Source organism: Solirubrobacter phytolaccae, assembly GCF_027587195.1.
GTDB lineage: Bacteria > Actinomycetota > Thermoleophilia > Solirubrobacterales > Solirubrobacteraceae > Solirubrobacter > Solirubrobacter phytolaccae.
Genome location: NZ_JAPDDP010000031.1, coordinates 39042 through 54989, shown reverse-complemented (window position 1 = coordinate 54989; position 15948 = coordinate 39042). Strand labels below are relative to the sequence as shown.

The 15948-nt window shown below is 72.2% G+C and carries 13 protein-coding genes; all 13 read left to right on the top strand.

Going from position 1 to position 15948, the window contains the following annotated elements; genetic code table 11:
* The first annotated feature begins 17 nt into the window (after positions 1–17).
* Entirely contained in the window at positions 18–809 is a 792-nt protein-coding gene (locus OJ997_RS17800) for a helix-turn-helix domain-containing protein (protein ID WP_270026533.1), read from the top strand.
* Positions 806–2050, top strand: a complete 1245-nt coding sequence (locus OJ997_RS17795; protein ID WP_270026532.1) for a competence/damage-inducible protein A — start codon at positions 806–808, stop codon at positions 2048–2050. Before OJ997_RS17800 ends, OJ997_RS17795 begins: the two co-directional genes overlap by 4 nt.
* Positions 2047–2577 (top strand): RNA 2',3'-cyclic phosphodiesterase, encoded by a 531-nt coding sequence (gene thpR / locus OJ997_RS17790; protein WP_270026531.1) that lies wholly within the window; start codon positions 2047–2049, stop codon positions 2575–2577. The genes OJ997_RS17795 and thpR overlap by 4 nt, the downstream gene beginning before the upstream one ends.
* 8 nt (positions 2578–2585) lie before the next feature.
* A complete protein-coding gene (locus OJ997_RS17785) occupies positions 2586–4439 on the top strand; it encodes an alpha/beta fold hydrolase (RefSeq protein WP_270026530.1) in 1854 nt (617 codons plus the stop codon).
* 57 nt (positions 4440–4496) lie between these two features.
* Positions 4497–5186 (top strand): CheR family methyltransferase, encoded by a 690-nt coding sequence (locus tag OJ997_RS17780; protein WP_270026529.1) that lies wholly within the window; start codon positions 4497–4499, stop codon positions 5184–5186.
* On the top strand, positions 5183–7612 hold the full coding sequence (locus OJ997_RS17775) for an ATP-binding protein (protein ID WP_270026528.1): 2430 nt from the start codon (positions 5183–5185) through the stop codon (positions 7610–7612). Before OJ997_RS17780 ends, OJ997_RS17775 begins: the two co-directional genes overlap by 4 nt.
* A gap of 78 nt (positions 7613–7690) precedes the next feature.
* Positions 7691–8758 (top strand): recombinase RecA, encoded by a 1068-nt coding sequence (recA, locus tag OJ997_RS17770; protein ID WP_270026527.1) that lies wholly within the window; start codon positions 7691–7693, stop codon positions 8756–8758.
* A 15-nt stretch (positions 8759–8773) separates the two neighbouring features.
* Complete coding sequence (locus OJ997_RS17765) at positions 8774–9652, top strand: regulatory protein RecX (RefSeq protein WP_270026526.1); 879 nt, start codon at positions 8774–8776, stop codon at positions 9650–9652.
* A 458-nt stretch (positions 9653–10110) separates the two neighbouring features.
* Positions 10111–11574, top strand: coding sequence for a ribonuclease Y (rny, locus tag OJ997_RS17760; RefSeq protein WP_270026525.1), 1464 nt, complete (start codon positions 10111–10113; stop codon positions 11572–11574).
* Between the two features lie 5 nt (positions 11575–11579).
* A complete protein-coding gene (miaB, locus tag OJ997_RS17755) occupies positions 11580–12899 on the top strand; it encodes a tRNA (N6-isopentenyl adenosine(37)-C2)-methylthiotransferase MiaB (protein WP_270026524.1) in 1320 nt (439 codons plus the stop codon).
* An 11-nt stretch (positions 12900–12910) separates the two neighbouring features.
* The gene (locus tag OJ997_RS17750; protein ID WP_270026523.1) at positions 12911–13441 is read left to right on the top strand and encodes a GNAT family N-acetyltransferase; all 531 of its coding nucleotides are present in this window, start codon (positions 12911–12913) and stop codon (positions 13439–13441) included.
* 47 nt (positions 13442–13488) lie between these two features.
* Positions 13489–15456, top strand: a complete 1968-nt coding sequence (locus tag OJ997_RS17745) for a hypothetical protein (protein ID WP_270026522.1) — start codon at positions 13489–13491, stop codon at positions 15454–15456.
* Between the two features lie 98 nt (positions 15457–15554).
* The gene (locus OJ997_RS17740) at positions 15555–15779 is read left to right on the top strand and encodes a hypothetical protein (protein ID WP_270026521.1); all 225 of its coding nucleotides are present in this window, start codon (positions 15555–15557) and stop codon (positions 15777–15779) included.
* Positions 15780–15948 lie beyond the last annotated feature (169 nt).

Genomic DNA, 15948 nt, shown 5'->3' with positions numbered 1-15948 from the left:
TAGCCTCGTAGAAGCTGATGCCGGAGATCGGTGAGACGCTTCGCGAGACACGGATGCGCCGCCGCATCGACATGACCGAGGTCGAGGCGGCGACGAAGATCCGTGCCAAATACCTGCGCGCCCTCGAGAACGAGGAGTGGGACCTGCTGCCCGGGCCCACCTTCGTCAAGACGTTCCTGCGCACGTACGCGGAGTACCTGGAACTCGACCCACGCTTGCTCGTGGAGGAATACCGGCAGCGTTTCGAGCGCCCGACGACGCAGGACCTGACGCCGTTCCGGCCCAACCGGGGCGGCGGTCGCCAGCGTCAGCGCCCGCGGCGGCCGATCGGGCCGTTCATCGTCGTCGGGCTGGGGATCCTGATCGTCTGCGCGGCGCTCTACCTGCTCGGGCGTACCGGCGACGACCCCGAGACCGACCTCACCGGGAACGGCACGCCGACGCCCACCGCGACGGCCACGAGCGAGCCGCCCAAGGCCACGGCGACGCCGGCCAAGCGCAAGAAGAAGGCCGCGCCCACCCGCGTGTCCCTGAAGCTGACCGCGACCGACCGCGTGTACGTGTGCCTGGTCGACGCGACGGGCAAGGCGGTCGTCAATGGCGAGTACCTCGAGAAGGGCGCGAGCACCAAGACGTTCCGGTCGAAGTCCTTCCGCGTCAACCTGGGCAACAGCTCGGTGCGCATGACCTACGGCGGCAAGCGCTACCCCGCGGCCAACATCGGCCAGCCGATCGGGTACGAGCTGCGGCCGGGCAAGAAGCCCAAGCGGCTCAAGGAGTCGGTGCGGACGGGGCTCTGCGCCACTTGAGCGTCCGCGCGGGGATCATCGTGACCGGCACCGAGGTGCTCTCGGGCCTCATCCGGGACGCCAATGGGCCGTGGCTGTCCGAGCAGCTGCGCGCGCACGGCGTCTCCTTGCGGGAGATCGTCGTGGTCGGCGACCGTCCCGAGGACCTGCGGCGGGCGCTGGACTTCTTCTCCGACGTCGACCTGGTGCTGACGAGCGGCGGCCTCGGCCCGACCGCCGACGATCTCACGGCCGAGGTGGTCGCCGGGTGGGCGGGGACGCGGATGGAGCTCGACCCGGCGCTCGAGGAGCGGATCTGGGCGATCGTCAACACGCTGCGGCGCCGGATCGGGGGCGAAGAGGCGCCGATGCGGGCGGGGGCGCGCAAGCAGGCGCACGTGCCCGTCGGCGCGGTGGTGCTCGAGCCGCGCGGGACCGCACCCGGCTTCCTGATCGGCTCCGCGCCGCTCGTGGCCGTGCTCCCGGGGCCGCCGCGCGAGCTGCAGGCGATGTGGGGCGACGCGGTGTCGACGGAGCCGCTGCGCTCGTTGCTCGCCTCCGCCGGGTCCTTGGAGCAGCGGATCCTGCGCTTCTTCCCGCTGTCGGAGCCGCAGATCGCCGCGACGCTGCGCGAGCTCGACGCCGACTCGCGCCCGCTGGAGATCACCACTTGCCTGCGGCGCGGCGAGCTCGAGCTGGCGACGGTCTACGAGGAGCCGGCTGCGGCCGCGTACGCGGACTTCGAGGCCGAGATCCGGGCGCGGCACGGCGACGCGCTCTTCTCGGACAGCGGCGCGACCATCGACGAGGTGATCGCGCAGCTGCTCTCGGGTTTGACGATCGCGACGGCGGAGTCGTGCACGGGCGGGCTGATGGCGGGGCGGCTGACCGACCTCGCCGGCTCCTCCGCCTACGTCCTCGGTGGCGTCGTCGTGTACTCGAACGAGGCCAAGACGGCGTTGGCGGGCGTCGACGCGGGCCTGATCGCCGCCCACGGAGCCGTCTCCCCGGAGGTGGCGTCCGCGTTGTCGGCGGGCGCGCGGGAGCGCTTCGGCGCGGACCTGGGCATCGGCATCACGGGCATCGCCGGCCCGGGCGGCGGCACGCCTGAGAAGCCCGTCGGCACGGTCTGCCTGAGCATCGCCGCACCGTGGGGCGTGGAGGAGCGCACCGTGCGCCTCCCGGGCTCCCGCACCGACGTGCGCGACCGCACGACCACCGTCGCGCTGCACATGCTCCGCGCGCTGATCCTGCGGCGATGAGGCTCTTCGTCGCGCTCGACCTCCCGGAGGACGTGCGCGACGCCCTCACCGCGGCGGGCCAGGCGGCGGATCCCGAGGTCTGGCGGCCGGTGAAGCCGGAGTCCCTCCACATCACGCTGGCCTTCCTCGGCGAGCGCCCGGAGGAGGACGTGGAAGCGATCGCGCCGGTCGTGCTGGCGGAGTCGGTCGCCCCGCGGCTGGAGCTCGGCGACGTGCTCCTGCTCCCGCCGCGCCGCGCGCGGGTGCTCACGGTCGAGATCCACGGGCCGCTCGGCGACCTGCAGGCGCGCGTCTCCGCCGGACTGGAGGCCGCCGGCGTCTACACGCCCGAGACGCGTCCGTTCCGCGCCCACGTGACGATCGCCCGGCTGCGACCGCGGGTGCGCCCGCCGCGTGAGGCGCCGCTGGCGCTCGCCCCGATCGCCTTCGCGGGGCCGTCCGTGACGCTCTACGTCTCCCGCCTGCATCAACACGGCGCCACCTATCAACCACTTGTGAAAGCGCCTCTAGCGCAGCGGGTAGCCTGAGGCCTCATATGCGGAGGTTCATGATCGGGGCGCTGCTCGCCCTTGCGGCGCTCGCGGTCCTTCCGAGCGCGTCTCACGCCGCCCTGCAGTGGCGGTCCTGCGTCGACTTCGCCGGCATCCGCTGCGCGACGCTCGACGTGCCCCTCGACCGGGCGAACACGATGCCGGGGACGATCCCGCTGCGGATCGCCCGGATCGGAAAGACCTCCGGCAAGACGATGATGTACCTGTCCGGCGGCCCGGGCGGTGCGGGCGTGAGCGAGATGCTCAGCGTGGTCGGCAGCGCGCTTCCCGAGCTCGCCGAGGACTTCCAGCTGATCGGCTACGACCAGCGCGGCACCGGGCGTTCCGGCCTGCTGCGCTGCCCGCGCCTGGAGAAGGATCCGCACCTGCGCGACACCGGCGCGGCCGAGGAGTGCGCGAACCGGATCGGCCCGGCGCGGCGCTTCTACACCACCCCGGACTCCGTGCAGGACATGGAGGCGATCCGCCAGCAGCTCGGCGTCGAGAAGCTGACGCTGTTCGGCATCTCCTACGGCACCGAGCTCGCCGTCGCCTACGCGCGGGCGTTCCCGGCGCACGTCGAGCGGCTCATCCTGGACTCCGTCGTCGACTACGACGACCCCGATCCGTTCGCGGGCGTGACGTTCCGCGCGATGAGCCCGTCGCTGAAGTCGTTGTGCCCGGCGCGCTGCCGCGAGATCTCGCTGGACCCCGGCGCCGACCTCACCGCGCTCGTCGCCCAGCTGCGCGCCAAGCCGCTCCAGGCCTTCGCCTACGACTCGCTCGGCCGCTCGCAGCGCGTGAACATCACGCCGACGAAGCTGTTCGACCTCATGCTGCTCACGGACTACCTGCCGCCGCTGCGGGCCGCGATCCCGGCCGGCGTGCAGGCCGCGCTCAAGGGCGACGGGGCGCTGCTGGCCCGCCTCATCCGCGAGTCGCGGCGGCTCGAGGGCCTCGGTTCGCCGCGTGATTTCTCCGTCGCGCGCTACTCCACGGTGTGCGAGACGACGCCGCTGCCGTGGCCCGCGGGCACGCCGGTCGAGCAGCGCGCGGGGTGGTCGCAGTCGCTCGTCGCCACGCTCCCGCCGAACGCGTTCGCGCCGTTCGACGCGGCGATGGTCGTCGAGGACGAGATCAACCTGTGCCTGCGCTGGCCGGACGTCCCGCGCGCGCCGACGACGGTCGCGCCGACGCCGTACCCGACCGTGCCGACGCTGATCCTGCAGGGCGGCGAGGATCTGCGCACCGCGCCGGAGTGGTCCGCCAACGTCGCGGCGCGGATCCCGGGCGCGCACCGGATCGTGATCCCCGGCGTCGGCCACTCCACACTCAGCGAGCCGCGTTCCTGTGCGGCTCGCGCGGTCAGCCGCTTCCTGGACGGCAAGACGCCGCCCAAGACCTGCAAGCGCGTGCCGACGGGCGTGCCGGGCGGGCCGTCCGCGCCGAAGTCGTTCGACAAGCTCGCGTCGTACCCCGACTACTCGGGTAAGGTCGGGCGGACGCTGTTCGGGGTCTTCGAGACGCTCAACGACCTCGATGTCGTGTTCTCGACCGCTCTGGCGACAGGCGGAGGCGGACTGCGTGGCGGCTCCTGGCGCATCAGCGGCCGCCGCCTCGTCCTGCATGACTACCAGGCTGTGACCGGCCTGACCGTGAGCGGCGGCGGGGATCTCTCGCGGTCGCTGACGTTCCGCATCTCCGGACCGAAGGCCGCGAAGGGCAGGCTCGTGCTCGGCCGACGCGGCCTGTCCGGAACGCTGGGCGGCAAGCGCATCCGGCTGTCGCTGTCGGACGCCCAGGCGAGCCTGCTGCAACCGAGATTGCGCGTGACACCGTTGTCTGCGTTGGCACGCTGACAGACCGGGATCCGGTCCGAGTGGCGGCGCCGTAGCGCCGCTACGGTCCGCCCCGGAGTGGGCGAACTAGAGCGCGTCAGCGGGCTGCCGCTGGCCAATTTCCGGGACGAGCACGTGGACGAGCAGGTGGCTCGCGCGTGCCGGCGGCTGGAGCTGGACGACCCGGCCTCGCTGGCCCGGGTGCTGCGCGGCGACGCGGGCGAGCGACGCCGCTTCCGGCGCTCGATCGCGATCTCGCACACCGCGATGTCCCGCGACCCGCACCAGTTCGCGCTGCTCGAGCACGACCTGCTGCCACGCCTGCTGGCCGGCGGCGCACGGGTCAGCGCCTGGTCGGCAGGCTGCTCGGACGGCTCGGAGCTGTACTCGCTCGGGATCCTGCTCGAGCGCATCGGCGCGCTCGACCGTGCATTGCTGCTCGGCAGCGATCTACTCGAAGAAAACCTCGCAATAGCGCAAGTCGGCGTCTTCGACGGCGTTTCTGACGCTGTGCGGGCACGCGTGCGCTTCGAGCAGCGGGACCTGGTGGCCGACGGCCCGCCGCCCGGCCGCTGGCGCCTCGTCGTCTGCCGCAACGTCGCGATCTACATGAGTCCGGCGGCCCGCAAACGGCTCTACGGGAACCTCGTCGCGGCGCTCTCACGGCGCGGCGTGCTGCTCCTCGGCCGCAGCGAGCGGCTGATCGACCCCAGCGCGTACGGGCTGCGCGTGATCGGCCCGCACGCGTACGAGCGGGTGGGTGGATGACCAAGCGGACGGTGCTCGGCTCGCTCGGGCTCGTCGTGCTCGTCGCAACCGTCATCGGGCTGCTCACGTGGGCGATCGCCCGCCAGCAGGCGACCGCGCGTCAGGCCCGCGAGTCGCAGGCCGTGATCGCCGCCGGCAACCTCACCCAGCAGCGTCTGCTGGCGGTCCAGACGAACGTCCGCGGCTACCTGATCGCCGGCAACGAAGACCTGCTGCAGGCCTACCGGCAGGCGCGCGCCGCGCTGCCGGACGCCACGCTCGACCTGGCGGCGCTGGTCGACGACGACCCCGCGCAGCTGCGTCGCGCCGAGACGATCCGCGCCGAGGCGCTCTCCTACATCAACGACTACGCGGACGCGGTCATCGCGCGCACGCGCGAGGACGGTGTCGCCGCGGGGCGGGCGTTCGCGAGCGCGGCCGAAGGGACCGCGCGGGCCAACGCCGTCGAGGAGCGCATCGTCGACCTGACCGCGGCCGAGCAGGAGCGGTCCGCGCGCCAGGCGGCGAAGGCCGACCAGGCGACCGACCGTGCCTTCCTGATCTCGTTCGTCGGCCTGCTCGCGTGCATCGGCGCGCTGGTGTGGGTCACGCTGTACGTCGCCCGGCGGATCGTGCGGCCGGTCGGGCAGCTCGCGGCGGCCGCGGAGCGCGTGCGCCAGGGCGAGCTCGACGCGACCGTCGTCACGTCGGGGCGTGGTGAGCTCGGCCGGCTCGGGGCGACCTTCAACGCCATGGCCCGCTCGCTCGAGCAATCGCGGGACGAGCTGGAGAGCCAGAACACGGAGCTCGAGATGCAGGCGATCGAGCTCGAGGAGCACCAGGAAGAGCTGTCGGCGTCGAGCGACGAGCTGCGCGCGCAGCGTGACGAGCTGTCGGCGACCGCGGCGCAGCTGGCCGACCAGAAGCGCCGGGCCGAGGCCTACGCGTCCTTCGCGGACACGCTGGCGACCGAGCGCGAGACCGCCGTGCTGGCGTGGATCGCGCTGTCCGGGCTGGTCGAGGCGGCGGGTGCCGACGTCGGGGTCCTGTACGCGGGCTCCTGGCAGGACCAGGAGCGCTGGGCGCGCGCGGCGGCGGTCGGGCTCGATCCCGCCTCGCTGCCCGAGCGGGTCGCGGCGGGCGGGGAGGGCGCGGCGGCGCGGGCGGTCGCGGGGCGCGACGTCCTGGCCCTCGAGGACTCCTCGTTCCTCGTCCGCGGGCTCGCCGGGGAGGTGCCGGTGCGCTGGGAGCTGCACGTGCCGCTGCAGATCGGCGAGCGCTCGATCGGCGTGGCCTCGCTCGGGGGCGTGACCTCCGACGGCTTCTCGACCGCCGAGGCCGAGAGCGTGCTGCGGCTCGCCGGCCAGGCGGCGACCGCGCTCGCGGAGGCGGACGCGCTCGGGCAGCAGGGTTGGCTCTCGCAGGTCAACGCCGCGGTGCTCGACGGCGTGCGCGAGGGGATCGCGCTGGTCGGCCTCGACCACGAGGTCGTGTTCGCGAACGCGGCGATGGAGCAGCTCTCCGCGCGGCTGGAGATGCCGATCGGGTCGGCGATCGGGGCGGATCGCGGGCCGCTGCCGGTCGCGTTCGACCGCGAGTCGTACTTCGCCGACTGGGAGTCGGTGCTCGCCGACTCCGACGAGCCGACCGCGGACGAGCTGGCGGTGTCCGGGTTCGTGCTCGAGCGCTACACGGCGCCGATCGACGACGCGCACGGCGCGCGGATCGGTCGCCTGGTGGTGCTGCGCGACGTCACGCGCGAGCGCGAGGTCGACCAGCTCAAGTCGACCCTGATGCAGACCGTCTCGCACGAGCTGCGCACGCCGCTCGCGTCCGTGGTCGGCTACACCGACCTGCTGCGCACGCGCCCGCTCGACGAGAGCTCGCGCGCGGAGATCCTGGGCACGGTGCACCGCGAGGCGAAGCGGCTCTCGTCGCTGATCGACGACTTCCTGGACCTGCAGACGATCGAGGAGCAGCGGCTCGTGCTGGCCCTCGCCTCGTTCGACGTGGGCGAGCTGCTGGCCGAGGCCGTGGCCGTGTTCGCGGGGCAGAGCGAGGCGCACCGGCTCGAGCTGCGGCCGTGCCCGACGCCGGTCATGGCGCGCGGCGACCGGGCGCGGGTGGCGCAGGTGGTCGCGAACCTGCTCTCGAACGCGATCAAGTACTCGCCCGATGGCGGCGTGGTGCGGATCGACGCCGAGTGCGCCGAGGGGGTCGTGCGCGTGACCGTGTCCGACGACGGGCTCGGCATCCCGGTCGGCCAGCAGGCGCGGGTGTTCGAGAAGTTCTTCCGGGTCGCGCGCGAGGAAGCGGTGCGGGTGGGCGGGACCGGTCTCGGGCTGGCGCTGGCCCACGACATCGTGATCGCGCACGGCGGGACGATGGGCTTTGAGAGCGTCGAGGACACCGGCTCGACCTTTTGGTTCACGTTGCCTACGAACTGACACAGAAGTGTGCCTTTTGTGTGCCAAAAGCGCACAGATGTTCGTATCCGTCCGACCCGGCCCCTAGCGTGCACGTCCATGAGCAACCAGGAGCCCTCGAAGGCAAGAGATACAGCCCTGCAGGGCGCCCTGTCCCAGATCGAGCGCCAGTTCGGCAAGGGCTCGGTCATGCGGATGGGAGATCCGGGTGCTCAGGTCAAGTGCGAGGCGATTCCCACGGGTGCGCTGTCGCTGGATCTTGCCCTCGGCATCGGCGGCATCCCGCGCGGCCGCATCGTGGAAGTGTTCGGCCCGGAGTCCTCCGGTAAGACGACGCTGGTCTACCACATCATCGCCGAGGCGCAGAAGCTCGGCGGCGTGTGCGCGTTCATCGACGCCGAGCACGCGATGGACCCGCTGTACGCCCAGCGGATCGGCGTGAACATCGACGATCTGCTGGTCTCGCAGCCGGACTACGGCGAGCAGGCGTTGGAGATCGCGGACATGCTCGTGCGCTCCGGCGCGGTGGACGTCGTGGCCGTGGACTCCGTGGCGGCGCTGACGCCGCGGTCGGAGCTCGAGGGCCAGATGGGCGACCAGACCGTCGGCCTGCAGGCGCGCATGATGTCCCAGGCCATGCGCAAGCTCGCCGGCAACCTGAACCGCACGCAGACGCTCTGCCTCTTCACGAACCAGATCCGTGAGAAGGTCGGCGTCATGTTCGGCTCGCCGGAGACCCAGCCGGGCGGCCGCGCGCTGAAGTTCTACGCGTCCCAGCGGCTGGACATCCGCCGCATCGAGACGCTCAAGGACGGCACCGAGGCCGTGGGCAACCGCGTCCGCGTGAAGGTCGTCAAGAACAAGGTCGCCGCCCCGTTCCGCCAGGCGGAGTTCGACATCGAGTTCGGCCAGGGCATCTCGTCCTCGGGCTGCATCCTGGACCTCGGCATCGAGCACTCGGTCGTCACGAAGTCCGGCTCGTTCTTCTCCTACGGCGACGAGCGTCTGGGCCAGGGCCGCAACAACGCCAAGGGCTACCTCGACAGCCACCCCGAGGTGGCCAAGGAGATCGAGAGCAAGGTCTACGAGATCCTCGGCGTCAGCCAGGACCTCGTCGCGCCCATCGAGGGCGACGCCAAGAAGGCCGCGGCCCTCGTCGGGGCCTAGGGGCACGTTCTAGCTATGGGCAGCGCCGCGGAGCCTTCCGGCCCCGCAACCCCGCAGGGCGAGACCTCCGCCGACACGGAGGCCTCGCCCGGCGCCGCCCGTTCGGGCCCGTCCGCCGCGTCCCGCGGCGGCGAGCCCACCTCTTCACCCGCGGCGACCCGGCCCACCGGCCCCGCCGCCGACTCTCCGCCCGGCCCCGCTGGCGTCGCCGCGGACGCACCGCCCGCCGCGACCGGCCCCGCCCCGGACGCTCCGCCTGCCGCCGCTGACGCTCCGGCCGGCCCCGCCACGGACTCGTCGCCGGGCCCCACCGGCCCCGCCACGGACTCGTCGCCCGGCCCCGTCGTGCTGTCGTTCGAGGCCCTCGCGGCCGACTTCGCGCCCGAGTCGCTCGGCAGCCTCTCCGGCGAGCCGCCCGCGGCCTCCGAGGACCAGCTGCGCGAGGAGGCGTTCAACGCCGCCTGGCGCTTTCTCTCGCGGCGTGAGCGCACCGAGGCCGAGGTCCGGGCGCGACTGGAGCGCAACGACGTCGAGGCGCCGCTGATCGACGAGGTCCTCGACGAGCTGAAGTCCTGCGGCTACGTGGACGACGCGGGCTACGCGCAGCGCTTCGCCGAAGATCGGCGCAACCTGGACAACTGGGGCGCGGAGCGCATCGAGCGCCGGCTGCGCGAGCTCGGCGTGGACCGCACGCACATCGCCGCCGCGCTCGCGGCCGGCGACCACGACGAGCTGGCGGCCGCGACGGCCCTGCTCGCCCGGCGCTACCCGGTTCCGCCCGAGGCGCCGCGAGACCGCGAGAAGGCGCTGGGCTTCCTCGTGCGCAAGGGGTTCGACCTCGAGCTCGCGCACGATGCGTTGCGGCGCCACGCCGCCTCCGCCGTCGAGCGCTGACACGTTTCACGTCTCGCAGCCGCGCCGATCCGGCCGTGCGCGGGGTGTTCTCGCCCCGTGAGCGACAACTGCCGGCCCGGTCGCGCCCGAGCGTCGTTGCGTGCGGCACTCTGCAGTACTACGATCCGCCGCAGCGACAGACCGGGTCTACGCGGCCCCTTTGAAACCAGCAGCAAATCAAGCCAATTTCACTTGTGATTCAGCAGCTTCAGTCTTGACGGCCACCACGCATCAACTCGGGCGAGAGCGCCCACCCAGCGGGCTCCGGCGCCCGTTAGGCACCCTTCGAACTCACTTCTGACCGCCGCCACCTGACGCGGCGGCCGTCCTCGGCCGCCTTTCATGCTGATCCCTCGTTCCGGACCTCCGGGTCGACCCGATCTGCCGCCTCTTGAAATCGAAGCATCGGATCTCGCCGCGCCCTAGTAGGGCGGCGTACGGAGAGAGGACACTGGACAATGGAAACTGTGATCGCGGCCACCGTGCTCGCGGTCGGCTTGGTGGTCGCGGCACTCCTGCTGGTCAAGCGGGCCCCTGGGCTCGCGGCCGCGGGGAGCGCCGGATCGTCCGGGTCGAGAGCCCCCGTGGGCCCGGCCGAAGCCGCCGCCAGCGCCGCTGAGACGGACGACGCCCTCAACCGCCGGCAGGAGATCGGGCGCCTCGAAGAGCGCCTGGTCGCTCGCGAGGAGGCCCTGGAGACGCGCGCCGCCGAGCTCGAGGCCCGAGCGGAGACGCTCGCCCAGCACACCCAGCGCGCCGACGAGGCGCACGAGCGCCACGTCAAGGCGCTCGAGCGCACGTCCGGCTACTCCGCATCACAGGCCAAGCAGCTTCTGCTCAAGGAGCTCGAGGACCAGATCCGTCACGACTCCGCCCGCCTCGTCCGCCAGATCGAGGAGGAGACCAAGCGCGACGCCGACCGCCGCGTCCGCAACATCCTCGCCGTGGTCATGCAGCGCCTCGCGGCGGGCCACGCCGCCGAGACCACGGTCTCCGTCGTCCAGCTGCCCGCCGACGACATGAAGGGCCGCATCATCGGCCGCGAGGGCCGCAACATCCGCGCGCTCGAGCACCTCACGGGCGTCGACTTCATCATCGACGACACGCCGAACGCGGTCATCCTCTCCGGCTTCGACGGCGTCCGCCGCGAGATCGCCCGGATGACGCTCGAGAAGCTCCTGCAGGACGGCCGCATCCACCCGGCGCGGATCGAGGAGACCTACTACCAGGCCAAGTCCGAGCTCGAGTCCCACATCGTCGAGTCGGGCGAGCAGGCCGCGCTCGAGTCCAACGTCCAGGGCCTGGACTCCGAGCTCGTCCGCATCCTCGGCCGCCTGAAGTACCGCACGAGCTACGGCCAGAACGTCCTCGCGCACTCGATCGAGTGCGCGCACCTCGCCGCGATGATGGCCGAGGAGCTGGGGGCGAGCCCGAAGACGGCCCGCCGCGCCGCGCTGCTGCACGACATCGGCAAGGCGGTCTCCCACGAGGTCGAGGGCCCGCACGCGCTGGTCGGCGGCGACCTGGCCCGCCGCCACGGCGAGTCCGAGGCCGTTGCGCACGCGATGGAGGCGCACCACAACGAGGTCGAGCCGCAGACCGTCGAGGCCGTGATCGTCCAGGCCGCCGACGCGCTGTCCGGCGCCCGGCCCGGTGCCCGCGGCGAGTCGCTCGAGCAGTACGTCAAGCGCCTGCGCGACCTCGAGCAGATCGCGACCCGCCACGACGGCGTGGACAAGGTCTACGCCATGCAGGCCGGCCGCGAGATCCGCGTCATGGTCGTTCCGGGCGCGCTCGACGACGATGGCGCCGTCCTGCTCAGCCACTCGATCGCCCGCGAGATCGAGCAGGAGCTCGAGTACCCGGGCCAGATCAAGGTCACCGTCATCCGCGAGTCGCGCGCCACCGACTACGCTCGTTAGCCGTCATGAAGCGCTTCCACGTAACCACCTTCGGGTGCCAGATGAACGAGCACGACTCCGAGCGCATGAAGGGCATGCTCGAGTCGCTCGGGTATTCGGAGGCGCCGGCGCGCGAGGAAGCGGACCTGATCCTGTTCAACACGTGCTCGATCCGCGAGAAGGCGGACGAGCGCTTCGTCAGCCACCTCTACGACGCCCGCGCGCTCAAGCGCAAGGATCCCGAGCGCGTGATCGGCGTCGGCGGCTGTTGGGCGCAGTCGGTCAAGGACCAGGTCTTCCGCGACTACCCGTTCGTGGACGTCGCCTTCGGCCCGGGCCAGGTGCACAAGCTCGCCGAGTTCCTGACGAGCGACAGCCTCACCGCCCAGGGCTTCTTCGAGTTCGAGGGCTTCACCGGTCATCTGCCGGGCAAGCGCGCGCGGGACGTCCACGCGTGGGTGCAGATCAGCGCCGGCTGCAACATGAAGTGCTCGTACTGCATCGTGCCGTCCACGCGCGGCCGCGAGGTCTCGCGGCCGTTCGAGGAGCTGGTGGAAGAGGTGCGCGTGCTCGCGTCCGAGGGCGTGCGTGAGGTGACGCTGCTCGGCCAGAACGTGAACTCCTACGGCACACGGCTACGGCCGGAGCCGCGCAAGTTCTCCGAGCTGCTGCACGCCGTGGACGCGATCGACGGCATCGAGCGCATCCGCTACACGAGCCCGCACCCGGCGCACATGACCGAGGACGTCATCCGCGCGCACGCTGAGCTGGAGAGCGTCTGCCAGCACATCCACCTGCCGCTGCAGGCGGGCTCGTCGCGGGTGCTCAAGCGCATGCGCCGCACGTACGGGCGTGAGCGCTTCATGGACCGCGTCGCGCTGATCCGCGAGCACGTGCCGGACTGCGCGATCACGACGGACATCATCGTCGGCTTCCCGGGGGAGACCGAGGCGGAGTTCGCCGAGACGCTCGAGGTGGTCGAGGAGGTCGGCTTCGACGGCGCCTTCACGTTCATCTACTCGCCCCGGCGTGACACCGAGGCCGCTGAGTTCGTGGACGAGTTCGTCCCGCACGAGGTGCAGACCGAGCGGATGGAGCGGCTCGTCGAGGCCGTCCAGCGGCGTGCCCGTGAGCGCGCGCAGCGGTTCGTGGGGCGGACGCTCGACGTGCTCGTCGACGGCCCGTCGCGCTACGACCCGGCGCGCCTGCGCGGGCGCACGACGCACAACAAGGTCGTGAACTTCGACGGTCTCGCCGCGCCCGGCGAGTTCGTCTCGGTCGAGATCGCGACGGCCACGTCGCAGTCGCTGACCGGCAGCGAGTCGCTGCTCTCGCGCGTGGCGTAGCGTTCTCGGCCATGGCCGAGTTGCCGTGGCCGAGCCCTCCGCTCGCCGACGAGCGCGTGACGTTGCGTCCCTGGCGTGAGGCCGACGTGCCGGCGATGGTCGCGGCGTTCCACGATCCGGTGTTCGCGCGCTTCTCCGACTGGGCGCCGCTCACTGAGAGCGCCGCGCGGGAGCACCTGGTCGAGTTGGAGGACGCGCGCCGCTGCGGTCGGCAGATCGCGTTCGCGGCGGTCGGTGACGTCGTCCTGGGAGGCGTGTCTTTGCACGGCTTCTGCGAGGGCCGTGCCGGGATCGGCTACTGGCTGGCGCCGCACGCACGCGGGCGCGGAGTCGCCACGCACGCCGTCCGCCTGCTCGCGCGCTGGGCGTTCGACGAGCTCGACGTCGCGCGCCTGGAGCTCACGTGCGGCCCCGACAACGTCGCCTCCCAGCGGGTCGCCGAGCGCTGTGGGTTCACGCGCGAAGGGCTGCTGCGAGCGCACCTCCCGTTCAAGGGTGGACGCCGGGACACGGTGATCTACAGCCTGCTGCCGTCCGACTGAGAACACGCGTTCGACATTCCGTCCGCAACCCGTGCGAACATGTGTTCGTGCGCTGGTCATCACAGGTCATCGAGCGAGACGACGCCGGGCGGCTCCCCGGCCTGGGGGACACGGTGGTCCGCCGGTTCGACGCGCCGGAGGCGCTGGACATGCGGTTCCACGAGGTCCGCACCAAGTCGGCCCTCAACCGTGTCCCGGCGGCCTCGCGGCTGCCCTTCAACTGGACCGTCAACCCCTACCGCGGCTGCTCGCACGCGTGCGTCTACTGCCTGGCGGGGGACACGCAGATCCTGCTCGCGGACGGCCGCACGCGGGCGCTGGCCGACCTCCGCCAGGGGGATCGCATCTACGGCACGCGCCGGGTCGGCCGCACCCGCCGCTACGTGCACACCGAGGTGCTCGCGCACTGGTCGACGCTCAAGCCCGCGTACCGCGTGTCGTTGGAGGACGGCACGGAGCTGGTCGCGAGCGGCGACCACCGCTTCCTCACCCGCCACGGCTGGCGGTACGTCGCGGAGGGTGAGGGCCGGCGCCGCACGCTCGTGGTGGGAGACCGGTTCGGTGGCGTCGGCCAGTTCGCCGTGGCGCCGGTGGAAGACGCGGACTACCGGCGCGGCTACCTGTGCGGCGCGGTGCACGGCGACGATCACCTGTTCCGGCTCACGCCGGCCGGGCGTGAGGCCTTGGAGCGCGTGGAGCTCTACCTGGCCGAGCTGGGGCTGACGATGAGCGCGGCGGCCGTCGCGGGCTATCGAGAGATGCGCGTGGCGCGCCCGTCGGCGGAGTCGATGCGGCACGTGCTCGCGTGGCCGTGGGACGCGAGCCCCGAGTGGTGCAAGGGGTTCCTGGCGGGCGTGTTCGACGCGGACGGCTCGAGCGGCGAAGCGCTGCGGCTCGCGAACTCCGACCCGGCCGTGCTGCGCCGCGCGGCGGACAGCCTGCGGGTGCTCGGGTTCCATTCCGTCTCGGAGGACGCGCGGACGGTGCGAGTGCTCGGTGACGCTGGGGAGCATCTGCGGTTCTTCCACACGGTCGGTCCGGCGATCCGGCGTCGCTGCACGGTCGAGGGGCGCGCGGTGAAGTTCCCGGGCGCGCTGCGCGTCACATCGGTGGAACGGCTCGGCATCGACATGCCGATGTTCGACATCACGACCGGCACGGGCGACTTCATCGCCAACGGCGTGGTCAGCCACAACTGCTTCGCCCGCCCGACGCACGAGTACCTGGAGCTGGACGCGGGCCGAGACTTCGAGCGTGAGATCGTCGTCAAGGTCAACGTGCCCGAGGTGCTGCGCGCGGAGCTGCGCCGGCCGTCCTGGACGGGGGAGACCGTCGCGCTGGGCACGAACACGGACCCCTACCAGTGGGTCGAGGGCCGCTACAAGCTCATGCGCGGCATCTGGGAAGCGCTGCGCGACGCGGAGAACCCGTGCTCCATCCTCACCAAGTCGCCACTGCTGCTGCGCGATCTAGACCTGATGAAGGAGATCGCCGCGGTCACCGACATCAGCGCCTGCCTGTCCGTGCCGACGCTGGACGAGAAGGCCTGGCGCGCCACCGAGCCGCACACGCCGCACCCACGTGCACGCCTGGAGGCGGTGGCCGAGCTCAACCGCAACGGCATCCCCACCGGCGTCCTGATGGCCCCGCTCATCCCGGGCATCAACGACGCTCCCGAGCAGGTCGAGAAGATCGTCGAGATGGCCACGGAGGCGGGCGCGACCTACATCGGCGGCCAGACCCTGTTCCTGTCCACCGCGGTCCGCCGCATCTTCATGGACTGGCTGCGCGACTACCGCCCAGACCTCGTCCCGCGCTACGAGCGCCTCTACGCGAAGGGCTCCCGCCTCTCACCCCCGGAACGCCACAAGATCGAGCTGGCCGCCGGCGTCCCGTGGCTCAACCCCCGCACGGACATGGACCCGTACCGTCGCCACCGCGGCGGCATCACCCGCCGCCAGCCGCCACCGCTGCTTCCGACCGTCCCCCGCGTGAAGCAGGAGACCCTGTTCTAGAAACGCGAAAACCGCCTCGGCGGGCGGTCTACTTCATGTCATCGGCAGCACGGCCCGAAACCTTGAGCCGAGTTTCGCGAGTTGGCACGTTGCCACTCATGGCGCCGCGCCGCGCCGTCGCCCTGGCGCCTGTCGTCCCGCGCCACCATGTCGTCCCGTACCGCCGCCGCGTGCCGTTCTGCGCCGCCCCGCAGTGGCATGCCGTCCCGCGGCGCCGTGCCGTGCCGTCGTGCCGTCGTGTCGTGCCGTGGCGTCGTGCCGTGGCGCGCGCCGCCGTGGCGCGCCGCGCGCCCCGCACGGGTCACGTCGCCGCACTCGGGTAGCTCCGCGGCGCCGGGCCTGTCAAGGCGATCGCTGCGCGACGGCTTCGCCGCCCTTCGGGTCGGGCTTGACAGGCCCGGCGCCGCTGCGCTGACGTCCCAATGAGCCGGCTGCGCCGGAAAGCGCCCGCGCACACGGGCCAACACGCCATTGCCACCCAGACGCGCGGCA